The 14,146-nt window shown below is 73.0% G+C and carries 13 protein-coding genes; 3 read left to right on the top strand and 10 right to left on the bottom strand.

Going from position 1 to position 14,146, the window contains the following annotated elements:
* From ACWED2_RS44975 to ACWED2_RS44965, 3 genes are all read right to left on the bottom strand, one after another.
* On the bottom strand, positions 1-1,006 hold a 1,006-nt coding region (locus tag ACWED2_RS44975; RefSeq protein WP_449696644.1), incomplete at its 3' end, for an ABC transporter ATP-binding protein.
* Positions 1,006-2,631 carry an ABC transporter permease gene (locus ACWED2_RS44970; RefSeq protein WP_449696643.1) on the bottom strand — a complete coding sequence of 542 codons (1,626 nt, stop codon included), beginning with the start codon at positions 2,629-2,631 and terminating at the stop codon, positions 1,006-1,008. The genes ACWED2_RS44970 and ACWED2_RS44975, both read right to left, overlap by 1 nt.
* Complete coding sequence (locus tag ACWED2_RS44965) at positions 2,607-3,659, bottom strand: thiamine ABC transporter substrate-binding protein (RefSeq protein ID WP_449696642.1); 1,053 nt, start codon at positions 3,657-3,659, stop codon at positions 2,607-2,609. The genes ACWED2_RS44970 and ACWED2_RS44965 overlap by 25 nt, the downstream gene beginning before the upstream one ends.
* Before the next feature lie 160 nt (positions 3,660-3,819).
* Between ACWED2_RS44965 and ACWED2_RS44960 the strand changes: the two genes are divergently transcribed.
* Positions 3,820-4,104: a 4a-hydroxytetrahydrobiopterin dehydratase gene (locus ACWED2_RS44960; RefSeq protein ID WP_449696641.1), complete on the top strand. Its 285-nt coding sequence runs from the start codon at positions 3,820-3,822 to the stop codon at positions 4,102-4,104.
* A 407-nt stretch (positions 4,105-4,511) separates the two neighbouring features.
* On the opposite strand, the gene ACWED2_RS44955 is transcribed toward ACWED2_RS44960, so the two are convergent.
* From ACWED2_RS44955 to ychF, 4 genes are read right to left on the bottom strand one after another with little or no spacing between them, the layout of a single operon-like run.
* Entirely contained in the window at positions 4,512-4,844 is a 333-nt protein-coding gene (locus ACWED2_RS44955; RefSeq protein ID WP_449696640.1) for a hypothetical protein, read from the bottom strand.
* Positions 4,845-4,846: 2 nt separating this feature from the next.
* Entirely contained in the window at positions 4,847-5,314 is a 468-nt protein-coding gene (locus tag ACWED2_RS44950) for a hypothetical protein (RefSeq protein WP_449696639.1), read from the bottom strand.
* Positions 5,314-5,901, bottom strand: a complete 588-nt coding sequence (locus tag ACWED2_RS44945; protein WP_449696638.1) for an ArsR family transcriptional regulator — start codon at positions 5,899-5,901, stop codon at positions 5,314-5,316. The genes ACWED2_RS44950 and ACWED2_RS44945 overlap by 1 nt, the downstream gene beginning before the upstream one ends.
* A 51-nt stretch (positions 5,902-5,952) precedes the next feature.
* The gene (ychF, locus tag ACWED2_RS44940; RefSeq protein WP_449696637.1) at positions 5,953-7,035 is read right to left on the bottom strand and encodes a redox-regulated ATPase YchF; all 1,083 of its coding nucleotides are present in this window, start codon (positions 7,033-7,035) and stop codon (positions 5,953-5,955) included.
* A gap of 102 nt (positions 7,036-7,137) precedes the next feature.
* Here ychF and ACWED2_RS44935 point away from each other — a divergent pair, with 102 nt between their 5' ends.
* Positions 7,138-8,568, top strand: coding sequence for a DNA-3-methyladenine glycosylase 2 family protein (locus tag ACWED2_RS44935; RefSeq protein ID WP_449696636.1), 1,431 nt, complete (start codon positions 7,138-7,140; stop codon positions 8,566-8,568).
* On the opposite strand, the gene ACWED2_RS44930 is transcribed toward ACWED2_RS44935, so the two are convergent.
* The 3 genes from ACWED2_RS44930 to ACWED2_RS44920 are packed head-to-tail and all read right to left on the bottom strand — an operon-like array spanning position 8,508 to position 12,820.
* Positions 8,508-8,699 carry a DUF1737 domain-containing protein gene (locus ACWED2_RS44930; protein WP_449696635.1) on the bottom strand — a complete coding sequence of 64 codons (192 nt, stop codon included), beginning with the start codon at positions 8,697-8,699 and terminating at the stop codon, positions 8,508-8,510. The genes ACWED2_RS44935 and ACWED2_RS44930 overlap by 61 nt on opposite strands.
* A gap of 21 nt (positions 8,700-8,720) precedes the next feature.
* A complete protein-coding gene (locus tag ACWED2_RS44925; protein WP_449696634.1) occupies positions 8,721-11,672 on the bottom strand; it encodes an AAA family ATPase in 2,952 nt (983 codons plus the stop codon).
* The gene (locus ACWED2_RS44920) at positions 11,669-12,820 is read right to left on the bottom strand and encodes an exonuclease SbcCD subunit D (RefSeq protein WP_449696633.1); all 1,152 of its coding nucleotides are present in this window, start codon (positions 12,818-12,820) and stop codon (positions 11,669-11,671) included. Before ACWED2_RS44920 ends, ACWED2_RS44925 begins: the two co-directional genes overlap by 4 nt.
* Positions 12,821-13,045: 225 nt before the next feature.
* Between ACWED2_RS44920 and ACWED2_RS44915 the strand changes: the two genes are divergently transcribed.
* Positions 13,046-13,960 carry a DNA recombination protein RmuC gene (locus tag ACWED2_RS44915; RefSeq protein ID WP_449696632.1) on the top strand — a complete coding sequence of 305 codons (915 nt, stop codon included), beginning with the start codon at positions 13,046-13,048 and terminating at the stop codon, positions 13,958-13,960.
* The last annotated feature ends 186 nt before the right edge of the window (positions 13,961-14,146 follow it).

The following is a 14,146-nucleotide window of genomic DNA, read 5'->3' as shown; positions in this document are numbered from 1 at the left end:
AGCCGACCACCGCGATGCCGTCGGGGTCGAGCGTGAGCTGCACCGCGTCCCCGGTGCGCAGGTCCGACGCCGCTGGGGCTACCGCGTCCACAGTGGACTCCACCAGGCGCACTACGAGCCGCACGTGTTCCCGCCGATGTACCGCCGCGACGACCTCTCCCGGCACGCCTTCGGTCGACACCTTCAGCGCGTGCGGTCGCAAGCCCAGCCGGACCGGGCCGTCGTCGACCTCGGGCAGCGCCACCTCGCCGAGGGATGTGCGCACCACCCCACCCGCGGCCACACCCGCCAAGAACGTCGTCACCCCCAGGAACCGGGCCACCTCGTCGTCCGCCGGATTTCGCCAGACGCGGCGGACCGCCCCCTCCTGGCGGACTTCGCCCGCGTCGAGCACCGCCACCCGGTCGGCCAGTGTGAACGCCTCCTCCTGGTCGTGCGTCACCAGCAGCGCCGTGATCTTGCTGCGCCGCAACAGGTCCGCCAGGTCGATCGCCAGCTGCTCGCGCAACCCGGCGTCCAAACCGGACAGTGGCTCGTCCAGCAGCAGCAACCGCGGCTTCGGCGCCAGCGCCCGGGCCAGCGCCACCCGCTGCGCCTGCCCGCCGGACAGCTCCGTCACCCGGCGCTTCTCGAAGCCGGACAGGCCCACCAGCTCCAGCAGCTCCGCGACCCGCGGCGCCCACGAAGAGCGCGGCACCCCGTGCATCCGCAGGCCGAACGCGATGTTCGCGGCGACGTCGCGATGGGCGAACAATTGGCCGTCCTGGAACACCAGGCCGAAGCCGCGGCGGTGGACCGGGACCGCTCCGAGGTCCTCGCCGTCCCAGCTCACCGAGCCGCGGGCCGACGGCTCGAGGCCGGTGATCGCGCGCAGCAGCGTCGACTTGCCCGAGCCCGACGGGCCGAGCAGGGCCAGCACCTCACCGTCGGCGATGTCGAGGCGGGCGTCGCGGACCGCCGCGAACGATCCGTAGCAGACAGTCAGGTCCCGTACCGACAACGCCATCAGAACTCTCCCACCCCGCCGCGCCCGAGCCGGTCGATCAGCGCGACCGCCAGCACCGTCACGAGCATCAGCAACGCGCACGCCGCGTACGCCATCTGGTTGTTCAGCTCGCCCGGGCGCGCCATCAGCGTCGCCACCGCGACCGGCAGCGTCGGCGCCGTCGGCCGGGCCAGGAAGCTCGTCGCGCCGAATTCGCCGAGGGCCACGACGAAACCGAAGCCCGCCGCCGCGACCAGCGGCCGCAACGTCAGCGGCAGGTCGATCTCCCGCCACACCCGCAGCGGGCTCGCGCCGAGCGTCGACGCGGCCTGCCGCAGCCGGACGTCGACCGAGCGCAGCACCGGCAGCACCATCCGCACCACCAGCGGGATGATCACCAGCGCCTGGGCCAGCGGCACCAGGTAGGGCGACGTCCGCAGGTCGCCCGGCAGCGCGTCGAGGGTCACCAGGTAGCCGAACCCGACGGTCACCGCCGACACCCCGAGCGGCAGCATCAGGACCGCGTCCATCGTCTCGCCGAGGCCCCGCGCGGCTCTCGCCGGCGACCGGCGCAGCGCCACCAGCACCACGGACGCGAGCACGCCGACGACCATCGCGAGCAGGGTGGCGTCGATGGCCACCTTCAGCGAGTTCACCGCCGCGTCCCAACCGGACACCTGGAGCGCGCCTTTCTCACCGGTGCCGGTCAAGGCGCGGTACCCGGCGAGGCTCCAGCCGTCCTCAGTGGACACCGATTCGGCGAGGAGCGCGGCGATCGGCGTCACCAGCAGCGCGAGCACGACGCCCGCGGCGCCGACGACCCACCACTCGCCGCCGCGGGGGCGGCGGGCCGGGACCGAGCCGATCCGGGCGCCCTCCTTGCGCCGCCGCGCCAGCCCGCCGAGCACCAGCGCGGCGACCACGGCGGCGAACTGGATCAGCGAGAGCGCCGCCGCGCCCGAGAGGTCCAGGAGGTCGACGGTCCGCAGGTAGATCTCGGTTTCCAGGGTCCGGTAGCGGGCGCCGCCGAGGATCAGGACGACGCCGAAGCTGGTGGCGCAGAAGAGGAACACCACCGCCGCGGCGGACGCGACCGCGGGCGCCAACGCGGGCAGCGTCACCGACCGGAACGCCCGCCACGGCGACGCGCCCAACGCGCGGGCGGCGTCGGTCGTCCGGGAGTCCAGCCGCGCCCACAACCCGGCGACAGTCCGCGCGACGACGGCGACGTTGAAGAAGGCGTTGGCCAGCACGATCGGCAGCACGCCGCCGTCCGGCCAGAGCGCCCGGAACGCGAGCCCGACGACGACGGTGGGCAGCACGAACGGCACGAGCACCAGCGTCCGCGCGAGGCCGACGCCGGGCAGCCGCACCCGCGCCAGCAGGAACGCCACCGGCAGGCCGGCCAGCACCGCGACGATGGTCGACGCGGCCGCGCTCGCGACGGTGAACCCGGCCAGCTGCCAGGTCCGCGCGTCGCCGAGGACGACGCCGAGACCGCCTTCGGCGAATCCGCGGCTGATGATCGCGACGACCGGCCAGGCGAAGAACACCACCAGGAAGCCGATCGGGGCCAGCCCGAGCAGCGCCAGGCCGAACCCGCGGGCGGCGCGGGGCGGGGCTAGGAGCCCACGAGCGTGCGCCATTCGCCGATCCACTTCTCGCGTCCGGCCTGCACCTGGTCCGCGGGCAGCGTCTGCGGCTTCTGCGGCAGCGGCGCGACCTGCGCCCAGCCCGCGGGCAGGTCGACGCCCTGGCGCGCCGGGTAGACGTACATGTTGGCCGCCACCGTCGCCTGGAACTGCTGGGAGAGCAGGAAGTCGACGACCTTGCGCGCGTTCTCGACCTGCTTGCCGCCGGCCAGCACGCCGGCGTATTCGACCTGCCGGTAGCAGGTGTCGAGCAGCGCCTCGGTGCGCGACTTCCCGTCGTCGCCGACTTCGGCGGCCGGCGAGGACGCGTACGAGACGACGATCGGCCGCGGCCCCTTGCCGGACGAGCCGGAGAACTGCTTGGTGTAGGCCTCTTCCCAGCCGCTGACCACCTTGACGCCGTTGGCCTTCAGCTTCGCCCAGTAGTCCTTCCAGCCGGCCTCGCCGTACTTGGCGACGGTGCCGAGGAGGAACGCCAGCCCGGGCGACGCCGTCGCCGGGTCCTCGGCGACCAGCAGGTCCTTGTACTTCGGGTCGGCCAGGTCGTCGTAGGTCTGCGGCGCCGGGATCCCCTTGGTGGTGAAGTAGTTCTTGTCGACGTTGACGCAGACGTCGCCGACGTCGACCGCGGAGAGGCGGTGCTCGGGGTCGACGGCGTAGCGCTGCGGCCCACGGTCGGCTTCGGGGCTGGTGTAGGGCTCGAAGACGCCCTCGCCGAGCGCCCGGGAGGCGAAGGTGGAGTCGACGCCGTACGCGACGTCGCCGATCGGGTTGGCCTTCGTCAGCACGAGCTTGTTGGTCAGCGAACCGGCGTCGCCCTGCTTGAGCACGGAAACCTTGATGCCCGACTGCTTCTGGAAGGCGTCGAGCACCTCCTGCGGCGCCAGGAAGGAATCGTGCGTCACGAGGGTGACGGTGGGCGTCTGCTGCGTACCACCGTCACCGGCCGACAGCGAGCACGCCGCGGTGACGGCGCTGACGGCGGCGATGGCCGTCGCGGCGCGAACAGCCCTGCGTTTCATCTACCCTCCTGCACTTCGCCGGACGCGGAAGGGAAGCCCTCCCGTCGCCGGCATGATCCGGTCAGGTGCGAACGGTCGCGGGTGACCCGCCTCTCAGCCCGGCTCACCGGACTCCCGTGGCAAAGGTGCAGCGTAGTCGAGGACGGACGACCATGGAGACATGACGGAAATCTTGAGCGACTCCGAGGCCGACGAACGGTTGGGCGCGGGCTGGACGCGCGCCGGCGCGGTCATCTCCCGCGAGGTGGAGCTGGCGAGCTTCCCCCAGGCGATCGAGGTGGTGGACCGGGTAGCGGTGCTCGCCGAGGCGGCCGACCACCACCCGGACATCGACATCCGCTGGCGCACCCTGACGTTCCGGCTCTCCACGCATTCGGCGGGCGGCCTGACGGCGAAGGACTTCGACCTGGCCGCACAGATCGACGCGGTCATCTCCGGGGTGTGATCTCGGCTACGCTGAGTGCACCTTCGCCCGGGTTCGACGTCTCTCGGTTACCGGAACCTTCGGGAGGGAGACGAGAGATGACTCAGGCAATCGTGGTCGGCACGGCGGCGTTCGCAACGATGGTGGCGGCGGCCGGCGGGGTGCTCTGGTTCACCGCCCGCAACCGCCGTCACCTGGACGGCTGAGAGTTCGATCACAGCTGTTAACGCGCGGCATGATCGGCGCGCTGTTCGGAGCGGAAGCATCGGTTTCACACCCTCGGGAACGCCATGAACAGCACCGCTCTCACCGCCGCCCAGCGCGCCTGGATCAACGCCCTCGCCCCCGCGGTGGTGTTGATCGCGATCGCGCTGCTGGGCCTGCTCGGCTAGTTCGCTCCGACCTGCCGGATCCGCGGATCCGGCAGGTCACAAGGCAATCTGCCCGGACGGCGGGAACTCCGCCGGGGGCTCGTCGGCCGCGGTCCAGTACTCGAGGCAGGACAGCCGGCCGTCTTCGGCGAACACGATGAGCCCGCCGCCGGGTGCGTCGGCTTCGATCGCGACCGGGGCGTCGGTGATCGCCGCGACCGGCAGGGTCCGAGCGACCTCCAGGTTTATGCTCGGGCACCCGCAGCCGCAGCGGCCGGTCACCCGGGCAGTCGCCGCCTGGGCGCGCAGTTCCGCCGCGCCGGGGAAGTCCGCCGCGAGCAGCGCGTCCAGGGTCGTCCGCTCGTTCGGCGTCAGCGGCCGGCTCGCCATGATCAGTACCGGGGCATGTTCGGGATGGCCTTCTCCGCCACTTCGATGAGCGCGAGCACCTTCGGCACGTCGGCCGCCACGTCCTCGGCGGTCATCGCGGGAGCCTCCGACGATCGGTACGCGATTTCGTTGCGCCGGGCCCGCATCCGGTTGAAGGGCCGCAGGAGCGATCCCAGCGGTGGGTCCAGTTGAGCGAGGACCGCCTCGTAGACGGTCACGTGGCCGCCCCGGCTCGTCACCCGCAGGCCCTGGTTCTGCAGGACCGCGGCCAACGCGCGGCGCGCGCTGTCGTAGGCCAGCGTGTAGGCGCCTTCCGGGTCGGTGTCCTGCAACTGCCGCGCCGAAGCGAGGTGGGTGCGGGCCCTGACCAGCTCGGCCTCGGCCGCCTCCCGCGACGCCGGGACGTGCTCGATGGCGCCGCGGGCGATGAAGGCGTCGATCCGGTCACGCCCTTGGTTCCACTGGGGCATCAGCTCTCCTGGTCGAGGTTCAGCCGGGCCAGCGGACGCTCGCGCACGCTGGTGAGGAAGGGATCCGTGCTGCTCTCCGCCCACGCCGCCGGCGAGATCCGGTGGACGTTGACCTCCCGGCCCAGCCGGCGCGATACAGCCTCGGCCCGGTCGAACAGCGCGTCCGGGTCGGGCGAGCCGACCACGAGGACATCGACGTCGCCGGGCGGCGGCCCCGGCTCACCGCGGTAACGGGCGGCCCAGGAGCCGTAGATGTAGGCCTCGCTTATGCCCGCCAGGCCGGACAGAGCCTCCGCGAGCAGCGGCATCGGGCCGAAGGTCACCGCGATGACCTCGCTCAGCGGCCGGTAGAGCGGGGTGTCCGTGCGGGCTTTGACGAGGCGGCTACGGCCGACTCGCCGGTCTTCGAAGATGCCGCCGACGACGAGCCGTTCGACTTCGCGCAGCACGGTTGTCGCCGAGACACCGAACTCTTCGGCGAGCTCGGTGATGCTGTACTCGCGCTCCGGGTGCAGCAGGACCAGCCCGAGCAGCTCACCCTGCATGCGCGAACGCAGCAGAGGGAGAAGGCTCGGCGAAGCTTTCATTGGACGCAGTATATCCTGCGCCCAATGAAAACAACAGTCAGTAGTTGACGCTCACACGTTGAAGCGGAACTCGACCACGTCGCCGTCGGCCATGACGTAGTCCTTGCCCTCCATGCGGACCTTGCCCGCCGCGCGGGCGGCCGCCATCGAGCCCGCCTCCATCAGGTCGTCGTAGGAGACGATCTCCGCCTTGATGAAGCCGCGCTCGAAGTCCGTGTGGATCACGCCCGCCGCCTGGGGGGCAGTGGCGCCCTGCGGGATCGTCCAGGCGCGGGACTCCTTCGGGCCCGCCGTCAGGTACGTCTGCAGGCCGAGCGTGTGGAACCCGGCGCGGGCCAGCGAATACAGGCCCGGCTCCGGCTGGCCGACCGACTCGAGCAGCTCGCGCACCGACTCCTCGTCGTCCAGCTCCAGCAGCTCCGCCTCGACCTTCGCGTCGAGGAACACCGCGTCCGCCGGCGCGACCAGCTTGGTCAGCTCCTCGCGGCGGCTCTCGTCGGTGAGCACCGACTCGTCGGCGTTGAAGACGTAGAGGAACGGCTTCGTCGTCAGCAGGCTCAGCTCGCGCAGCGCGTCGAAGTCGACCTCCTTCTGCGCCTGGAAGAGCGTGCGCCCGGCGTCGAGGATCTCCTTCGCCTTCTGGGCGTTGTCGAGCGCGGGCTTGTTTTCCTTCTTCGTCCGCGCTTCCTTCTCCAGCCGCGGCAGCGCCTTGTCGAGGGTCTGCAGGTCCGCGAGGATCAGCTCGGTGTTGATCGTCTCGATGTCGCTCGACGGGTCGATCCGGCCGTCGACGTGCACCACGTCCGGGTCGTCGAACACGCGGATGACCTGGCAGATCGCGTTGGCCTCACGGATGTTCGCCAGGAACTTGTTGCCCAGCCCGGCACCCTCGGACGCGCCCTTCACGATGCCCGCGATGTCCACAAAGGACACGACGGCGGGGACTGTCTTCTCCGACTTGTACAGCTCGGCCAGCTTGTCCAGCCGGGGGTCCGGCAGCGGCACGACCCCGACGTTCGGCTCGATCGTCGCGAACGGGTAGTTCGCGGCGAGCACGTCGTTGCGGGTCAGCGCGTTGAACAGGGTGGACTTGCCGACGTTGGGCAGGCCGACGATACCGAGGGTGAGGCTCACGACCCCGCAGTCTACGTGGCTGCCCCGCTCGCGCCCCACGCACCCAACGCCGTGGCGGATTTCCGCCAGCGGCGGCGCTGACCTGCTGGCATGCTCGGTGCAATGGTCACCGAAACGCTCTCACCCTGGCGCGACGCCGAGCGCTGCTACCGCGTGGTCACCGCCCGCGACGCGCGCTTCGACGGCCAGTTCATCATGGCCGTCCGCACCACCGGGATCTACTGCCGTCCGTCGTGCCCGGCGTCGACGCCGAAGGCGCAGAACGTCCGCTTTTTCCCGACGTCGGCGGCCGCGCAGGCCAACGGCTTCCGCGCCTGCCGCCGCTGCCTGCCGGACGCCGTGCCCGGCTCGCCGGACTGGAACGTGCGCGCCGACCTGGCCGCGCGGGCCATGCGCCTGATCTCCGACGGGATCGTCGAGCGCGAAGGCGTGCCAGGCCTCGCCCGGCGGCTCGGCTACTCGGAACGCCAGCTCGGCCGGGTGCTCACCGCCGAACTGGGCGCCGGCCCGCTGGCCCTGGCCCGGGCGCACCGCGCGCACTCGGCGCGGCTGCTCATCGAGATGTCCGAGCTGCCGCTGACCGACGTCGCCTTCGCGGCGGGCTTCTCCAGCGTGCGGCAGTTCAACGAGACGATCCGCGAAGTGTTCGCGACGACGCCTTCGCAGCTTCGCGTCTCCGCGGCTTCTCGGCGTGGGCGGCAGGGCGATGTGACCGGGACCCGGCTCAGCCTGCGGTTGCCGTTCCGGCCGCCCTTCGACGCTTCGGGATTGCTTCGCTTCTTCGCGGACCACGCGCTGCCGGGCGTCGAGGACGTCACTTCGGAGGCCTACGCGCGCACCCTGCGGCTCGCCCACGGCACCGGCGTCGTGCGGCTGACACCCGCGCCCGACCATGTGCGGTGCGAGCTGATGCTCACCGACCTGCGCGACCTCGGCAGCGCGGTCAGCCGGGTGCGCCGGCTGCTCGACCTGGACGCCGACCCCGCGGCGGTCACTCGCGTCCTCGGCGCGGACCCGGCGCTGGCTCCGGTGGTCGCGGCCGTGCCCGGGATCCGGGTGCCGGGCGCGGTCGACGGCGAGGAACTGCTGCTCCGCGCCGTCCTCGGCGAAGTCCCGCCCGGCGAGGAGGTGCCCGGCGAGTGGGGAGTGACGCGGCTGTTCCCGACCGCCGCCCAGGTCGCGGTCACCGGCCACCCCGTCGCCGCCGCTCTGGCCGAGGGACGGCTGGACGTGCACGTCGGCCGGGACGCCGCCGACCTGCGGACCGAGCTGCTGGCGTACGTCGACCCGTCGACGGCTGACTACGTGCTGATGCGCGTCCTCGGCGCCCCGGACGTCCTGCTCGCCGACGACCCGGCGGTCCGCCGCGGCGCCGAAGCGCTGGGCATCTCGCCGGATTCGCTAGGCGAGCGAGCGCGCACGTGGACGCCGTGGTGTTCCTACGCCGGGAGGTACCTCCGGCGCGCAGCCGCTCAGCCCGGTTCGCCCGGCCACAGCACGGCCTGGGCGACGATGACCTGCTCCCCGTCGTAGGTCGCCGCCGGCGAGCCGTACAGGCGGTAGCCGAGCTCCAGCGCCTCGCTGACCCGGTGGCAGAACTTCGCGTCGTCCGGACCGGTGAGCAGGCGGTAGCGGGGCAGGCCGTTCGGCGGCTGGTCGGTCATGGCTTCATCTTGGCTCAGTGATCAGCCCGCACGCACCTCCAACGTCGAGCCCGTGCGGGCCTTGCGGACGCGCAGCCGGGTGGGGATGCGCTGCCGCAGCTCCTCGACGTGCGACACCAGCCCGACGACCCGTCCGCCGGCGCGCAGCTCGTCGAGGATGTTCATCACGACGTCGAGGGTTTCGGCGTCCAGCGTGCCGAAGCCCTCGTCGACGAACAGCGTGTCGAGGAGCGCGCCACCGGCCTCCCCCGCGACGACGTCGGCCAGCCCCAGTGCGAGGGCCAGTGACGCGAGGAACGACTCGCCGCCGGACAGGGTTTTCGCCGGGCGGATGGTGCCCGAGTAGTCGTCGAGCACGTCGATGCCGAGCCCGCCGCGCGTGCCGCGCGCGCCGGCCGCGTCCGAGTGCACGAACGAGTACCGGCCCTGGCTCATCGTGCGCAGCCGGTGCGTGGCGGCGACGGCGACCTCTTCGAGCCGCGCCGCCAGCACGTACGACCGCAGCGACATCTTGCGGCTGTTCTGCCCGCGCCCGTTGACCACCTCCGCGAGGGCCCGCAGCTCGGCGTACTCCGCTTCGGCAGGCGCGAGCCCGGCCAGCGCGGCCCGCAGCAGCCCGGCCAGCCTGGTCAGCTCCTCGTGCTGTGCGGTGGCCGCCCGCAGTGCCGCGTACGCGGAATCGGCGCGTGCCCTGGCCAGCTGGGCCGCGTCGGCCGCGCGGCCGACGTCCGCGACGTCGTCCGGCGAGATCCCGAACAGGTCCGGCTCGGCCAGCAGCGCCCGCGCGCCCGCCGCGGCCGCCTCGGCGTCGGCGATGCCCTGCTCCAGCTTCTCGATCTGCTCGTCCGGCAGCATCGCGGCCCGCGCCTTCTTCAGCGACGCGAACCCTTTGGCCGCGACCGCCGCCTCGACCAGCGTTTTCTGCTGGGCGACCCGCTCGCTGGCGCCGGCGACCACGGTGCGCGCCTCGGCGACCGCCTCCAGGGCCTCGGCCAGGCCGAGGAGGTGCTGCCGGCGCGCGCCGACGTCCGCGAACTCACCGCGCCCGGCGACCAGGCGGCGTTCTCGCTCGGCGAGCCGCTCCTCCAGGGCGCGGACCTCGGTGGTGGCTTCGGTCTCCGCCTGTTCGGCACGGCGACGGCGTTCGGCCCGGGCGTCCAGGTCGCGCTCCAGCAGGACGACCTGCTGCCCCAGCTTCGCCTTGGCGGCGGCCTGCCCGGTCAGCGCGGCGACGGTGGCCCGGGCTTCCGCCAGCTCGGCGGTGATCGACTCGGCCGTGCGTCCGGCCAGCCGTTCGACCAGCCCGGCCAGCCGCGCCTTCGCTTCCTCCAGCGCGACGACGACCCGCTGCCGCAGCACGTCCGCCGCCTGCTCGGCTTCCTCGGCCGCGCGTTCCTCGGCCGGGTCGACCAGCTCGACGCCCCGGGTCGCCTTCGCCGGGTGCTCCGCCGAGCCGCACACCGGGCACGGCGAGCCGTCGGCCAAGGCGGCGGCGAGCTCGGCCGCCATCCCGTCGAGCCGCCGCTCGCGCAGGTCGAGCCGGCGCTGCCGGGCCGCCTGGTGCGCGTCGACGACCTCGCGCAGCTTCGCCTCACCCCGGTGGACCTTCGCCTGTGCCTCGGGCAGTTCGGCCGCGTCTCGGGCGAAGGCGCGCAGCTCCTCCACCTTCGCCTTGGCGCCGTCGAGCTTCGCCTCGGCTTCCGCGGCCTCGACGGCATCGGCCCGCAGCTTGGCCAGCTGGCCGGGGATCGCGGCGAGCTCGGCGGACAACGCCTCGACCTGCTCGCGGGCGGTGACGGCGGCGAGCTTCCGATCGTCCCGCCGCATGGCGTCGAGCTCCTGCTGCTCGGCTTCGGCGACCAGCTCCGCGACCGCGCCCGCCTCTTCGCGCGCGGCGGCCGCCCGTGCCTTCAGGTCGCCGGTCGCCCGGGTGCCGAACTCCCGAAGCCGGGCGCCGCGGGCCTTCTCCGCCTGCTCGGCCTCGGCCAGTTCGGCGGCCCGCCGGTCGAGCAGGTCGGCCTCGACCGCGACACCGGCCGCCCGCCGCGCGGCCGCCACCTCCTGCGCCCACTCGGCCCGCTGCGGCGCCTGTTCGGTGATCTCGAGCAGCCGCAGGTGCGCCGTGCGGACACGGCGGATCTTTTCCGCGCCCGCGCGTTCTTCCTGGAGGTGGACGTCTGCCCGCCGGGCGGCCGAGCGGGCGCGCTCCTCCTCGGCCGTCACCGCCCCGACCCGGGCTTCCGCCTCGGTGAGCACGGCTTCGACCCACTCGGCCACGCCGGTCTCGGGCGGGTCCTGCTGGGCCTCCTGCGCGTACCGGGCCACCAGCTCCCGCACGTCCCGCTGGCGCGCCTCCAGCTCGCGGCCGCGCTCGGCACGCAGGTCGGCGAACCAGCGCTCGACGTCGGCGAAGCGCTCGGTGCCGAACAGCCGCTCCAGGAGCTTCTCGCGCTCGGCGGTGTCCGAACGCAGGAAGCGGGCGAACTCGCCCTGGGGCAGCAGCACCACCTGGAAGAACTGGGCCGCGGTCATCCCGAGCAGGCGCTCGACGGTGCGCGCGACCTCCTCGATCCGGATCAGGCCCTCCGGCGCCAGCCCGGCGGGCGCGGTGCCGATCCAGCTCAGCGAGACCCGCGCCTGCTGCGTGGTGGTGCCTTCGCCGCGCCGCTTCGGCCGCTGGTACTCCGGGTTGCGCACGATCTTCAGCCGGTGCCCCTGCACGGTGAGCTCCAGCGCGACCTCGGTGACCTGGTCGGGCTCGGCGAGGTCGCAGCGCAGCCGCTTCGCCTCGTTGCGGGCGCCGGGGACCACGCCGAACAACGCGAACGCGATCGCGTCGAGCAGCGTCGTCTTGCCCGCGCCGGTTTCACCGTGCAGGAGGAAGAGGCCGTCGGCGCCGAGCACGTCGAAGTCGACCACTTCGCGTGCGCAGTACGGCCCGAAGGCTTCGACCTCCAGCCTGTGCAGCCTCATTTCGCGAGGGCCCCCCGGTCGGCCGCTTCGAGGGCCTGGAACAGGAGCTGCTCTTCGCGTTCGGTCGGCGGGGCGCCGCGGCAGTCGTCGAGGAAGCTGCGCGAGACCTCGATGTCGGACCGGCCGCGGACGGCGTCGGAATAGCGCAGCGGGGCGCCGGCGTGCCCGCCCGCGGGCGCCCAGTCCAGGTGCACCGCGTACGGGAACCGCTCGCGCAGCCGCCGCATCGCGTCGACCGGGCGCACCCGGTCGGTGACCGTGACCGAGAGGAAGTGGCCGAGGTACCGGTCGTGGTCCGGGTTCGCGAGGAGGTCCTCGATGTCGCCTTCGAGGGTGGCGAGAGCTCTCGGCACGGGCAGTTCGTGCCGCCTGACCTCGCGCAGGCCGCGTTCGTCCAGGTCGACCAGCCAGACGGATTTGCGTTGGCGCGCTTCGGAAAACGAGTACGCGAGCGGGCTGCCGGAGTAGCGCAGGTGCTCGGCGAGCGTCTGCGGGCCGTGGAGGTGGCCGAGGGCCACGTAGTCGACGCCGTCGAAGACCGAACCGGGCACCTGCTCGACGCCGCCGACCGCGATCGTGCGCTCGGAGTCGGTGGGCTCGCCGCCCGTGACGAACGCGTGCGCGAGCACGACCGACCGGACGCCCGGCCGGGTTTCGAGGTCCGCGCGGATCCGGCGCATGGCCTCGGTGAGCACGCCGGTGTGCCCGCGCGCCTCTGGCACGCCGAGGGCGTGGCGCGCCGGCTCCGGTTCCAGGTAAGGGATGCCGTAGACGGCGACCGGGCCGCCGTCGTCTTCGAGCAGTACCGGTTCGGCCAGCCCGGCGACCGTGGTGCGCAGGTGGAGGCCGCCGGCCGCGGCGAACTCCGCGAAGGCGCCGAGGCGGGGCGCCGAGTCGTGGTTTCCGGGTGTGACGACGAGTTGCGCGCCCGCCGCGCGGATCCGGGCGACGGCTTTCGTCGCCACCCGCACGGCTTCCGCCGAGGGCACCGCGCGGTCGTAGATGTCGCCTGCCACCAGGACGGCGTCGATCGCCTCGCCGGCCACGAGGTCGGCGAGGTGCCCGAGCACCGCTTCCTGTTCCGCGAGCAGGTCGGCGCCGTGGAACGTGCGGCCGACGTGCCAGTCGGAGGTGTGCAGGAGTCTCACGGGGGCCAAGGTACGACCCGGCTCCGACGAAATCCCGCAGGCACGCCGCCTTCTCACTCGAACGTGTGTACTAACACGAGCGAGCAGGATCGGACACGCCCTGCGCGGATTCGATGTGTTCGCAGGTCAGCTACCCAGAGCGACGGATCGGGTGCGATTTTTGTCGGTGCGGTCCGCCATGATGTCTGCGAGCCCGGAGCTCGGAGTTCGGACGGAGGAGGCGAAGTGGCGACAGTGCTGACGACGGCGGCGATCGTGCTCGCGGTCCTGCTGCTGTTCGCCGTCGCGCTGTTGTGGCGGCTGTACCAGGACGGGATGCGGCGGGCGGACGCGGCGGCCCGGCTGGTGGCGGCCGAGCGGGCCAAGGCCGACCAGCAGCAGCTGGCGCTGCGGCGCTACGAGGTCGCGTTCGCGTCGATCAGCGGCCGCGGCGAGCTGGGCGAGCAGGTGCTGGTCGAGACGGCGCGGGCGCTGGGGCTGCGCGAGGACCTGCACTTCACCCTGCAGACGGACCTGGGCGGCGGCGGCTCGGCGAAGCCGGACATGGTGCTGCGGGTGGGCGGCGACCGCACGGTCCCGGTGGACGCGAAGGCGAGCATGGCGACGTGGTCCGAAGCCGTGGAGACGGACGACCCGGACGAGCGGCTGGACGCACTGCGCGCGCACGTGCGGCAGATCCGTTCCCGCGCGGCGGAGCTGGCGGGCAAGGGCTACCAGCGCTGGGCGGACGCGATCTACGGAACGATCATGTTCGTCCCCTCCGACGCGGCGGTGGTCGCGGCCCTGGACACGGACCCGGAGCTGCTGCGCTGGCTGATCGACCGCCGGGTGTTCCTCTGCGGTCCGACGGGCTTCGGGGTGCTGGCCTCGGCGGCCCTGTTCGCGGCGAGCGACCGCACCCTGGAGGCGGACGTGGAGCAGGTCCGCACCGGAGCGGCGGCGGCCCACCGGGCGGCGGGCGGCGCGGTGGAGGCGTTGAACCTGTCGAGCACGCACCTGCAGCGGTTCCTGTCGGCGCGGAGGCGGGAGCTGGAGGCGTTGGAGACGTTCCGGGCGACGGTCGCGCCGCTCACCGAGGCATCGGGGAGCCCGGCTGCGCTGCCTGCGGTGCGGAAGGGGGATGAGCTGGCGGCAAGCTGAGCACGGGCCACCGCCCTCGGGCAGGCTTCCGGGGAGAGTCGTGGTCCAAGGGGTCGGTTCGCGTACCCCGGCGGTCGGGCCGCGTACCGGAAGGGTCGGCTCGCGTACCTGGACGGTCGGAGCGCGAACCTCGAGGTTCGGCTGGCGAACCGGGGCCACAGGCGCCTGACCAGCCGTGACTGCCTG

The organism is Amycolatopsis sp. NPDC005003 (genome assembly GCF_053600695.1).
This window is presented reverse-complemented; position numbering and strand designations above follow the sequence as displayed.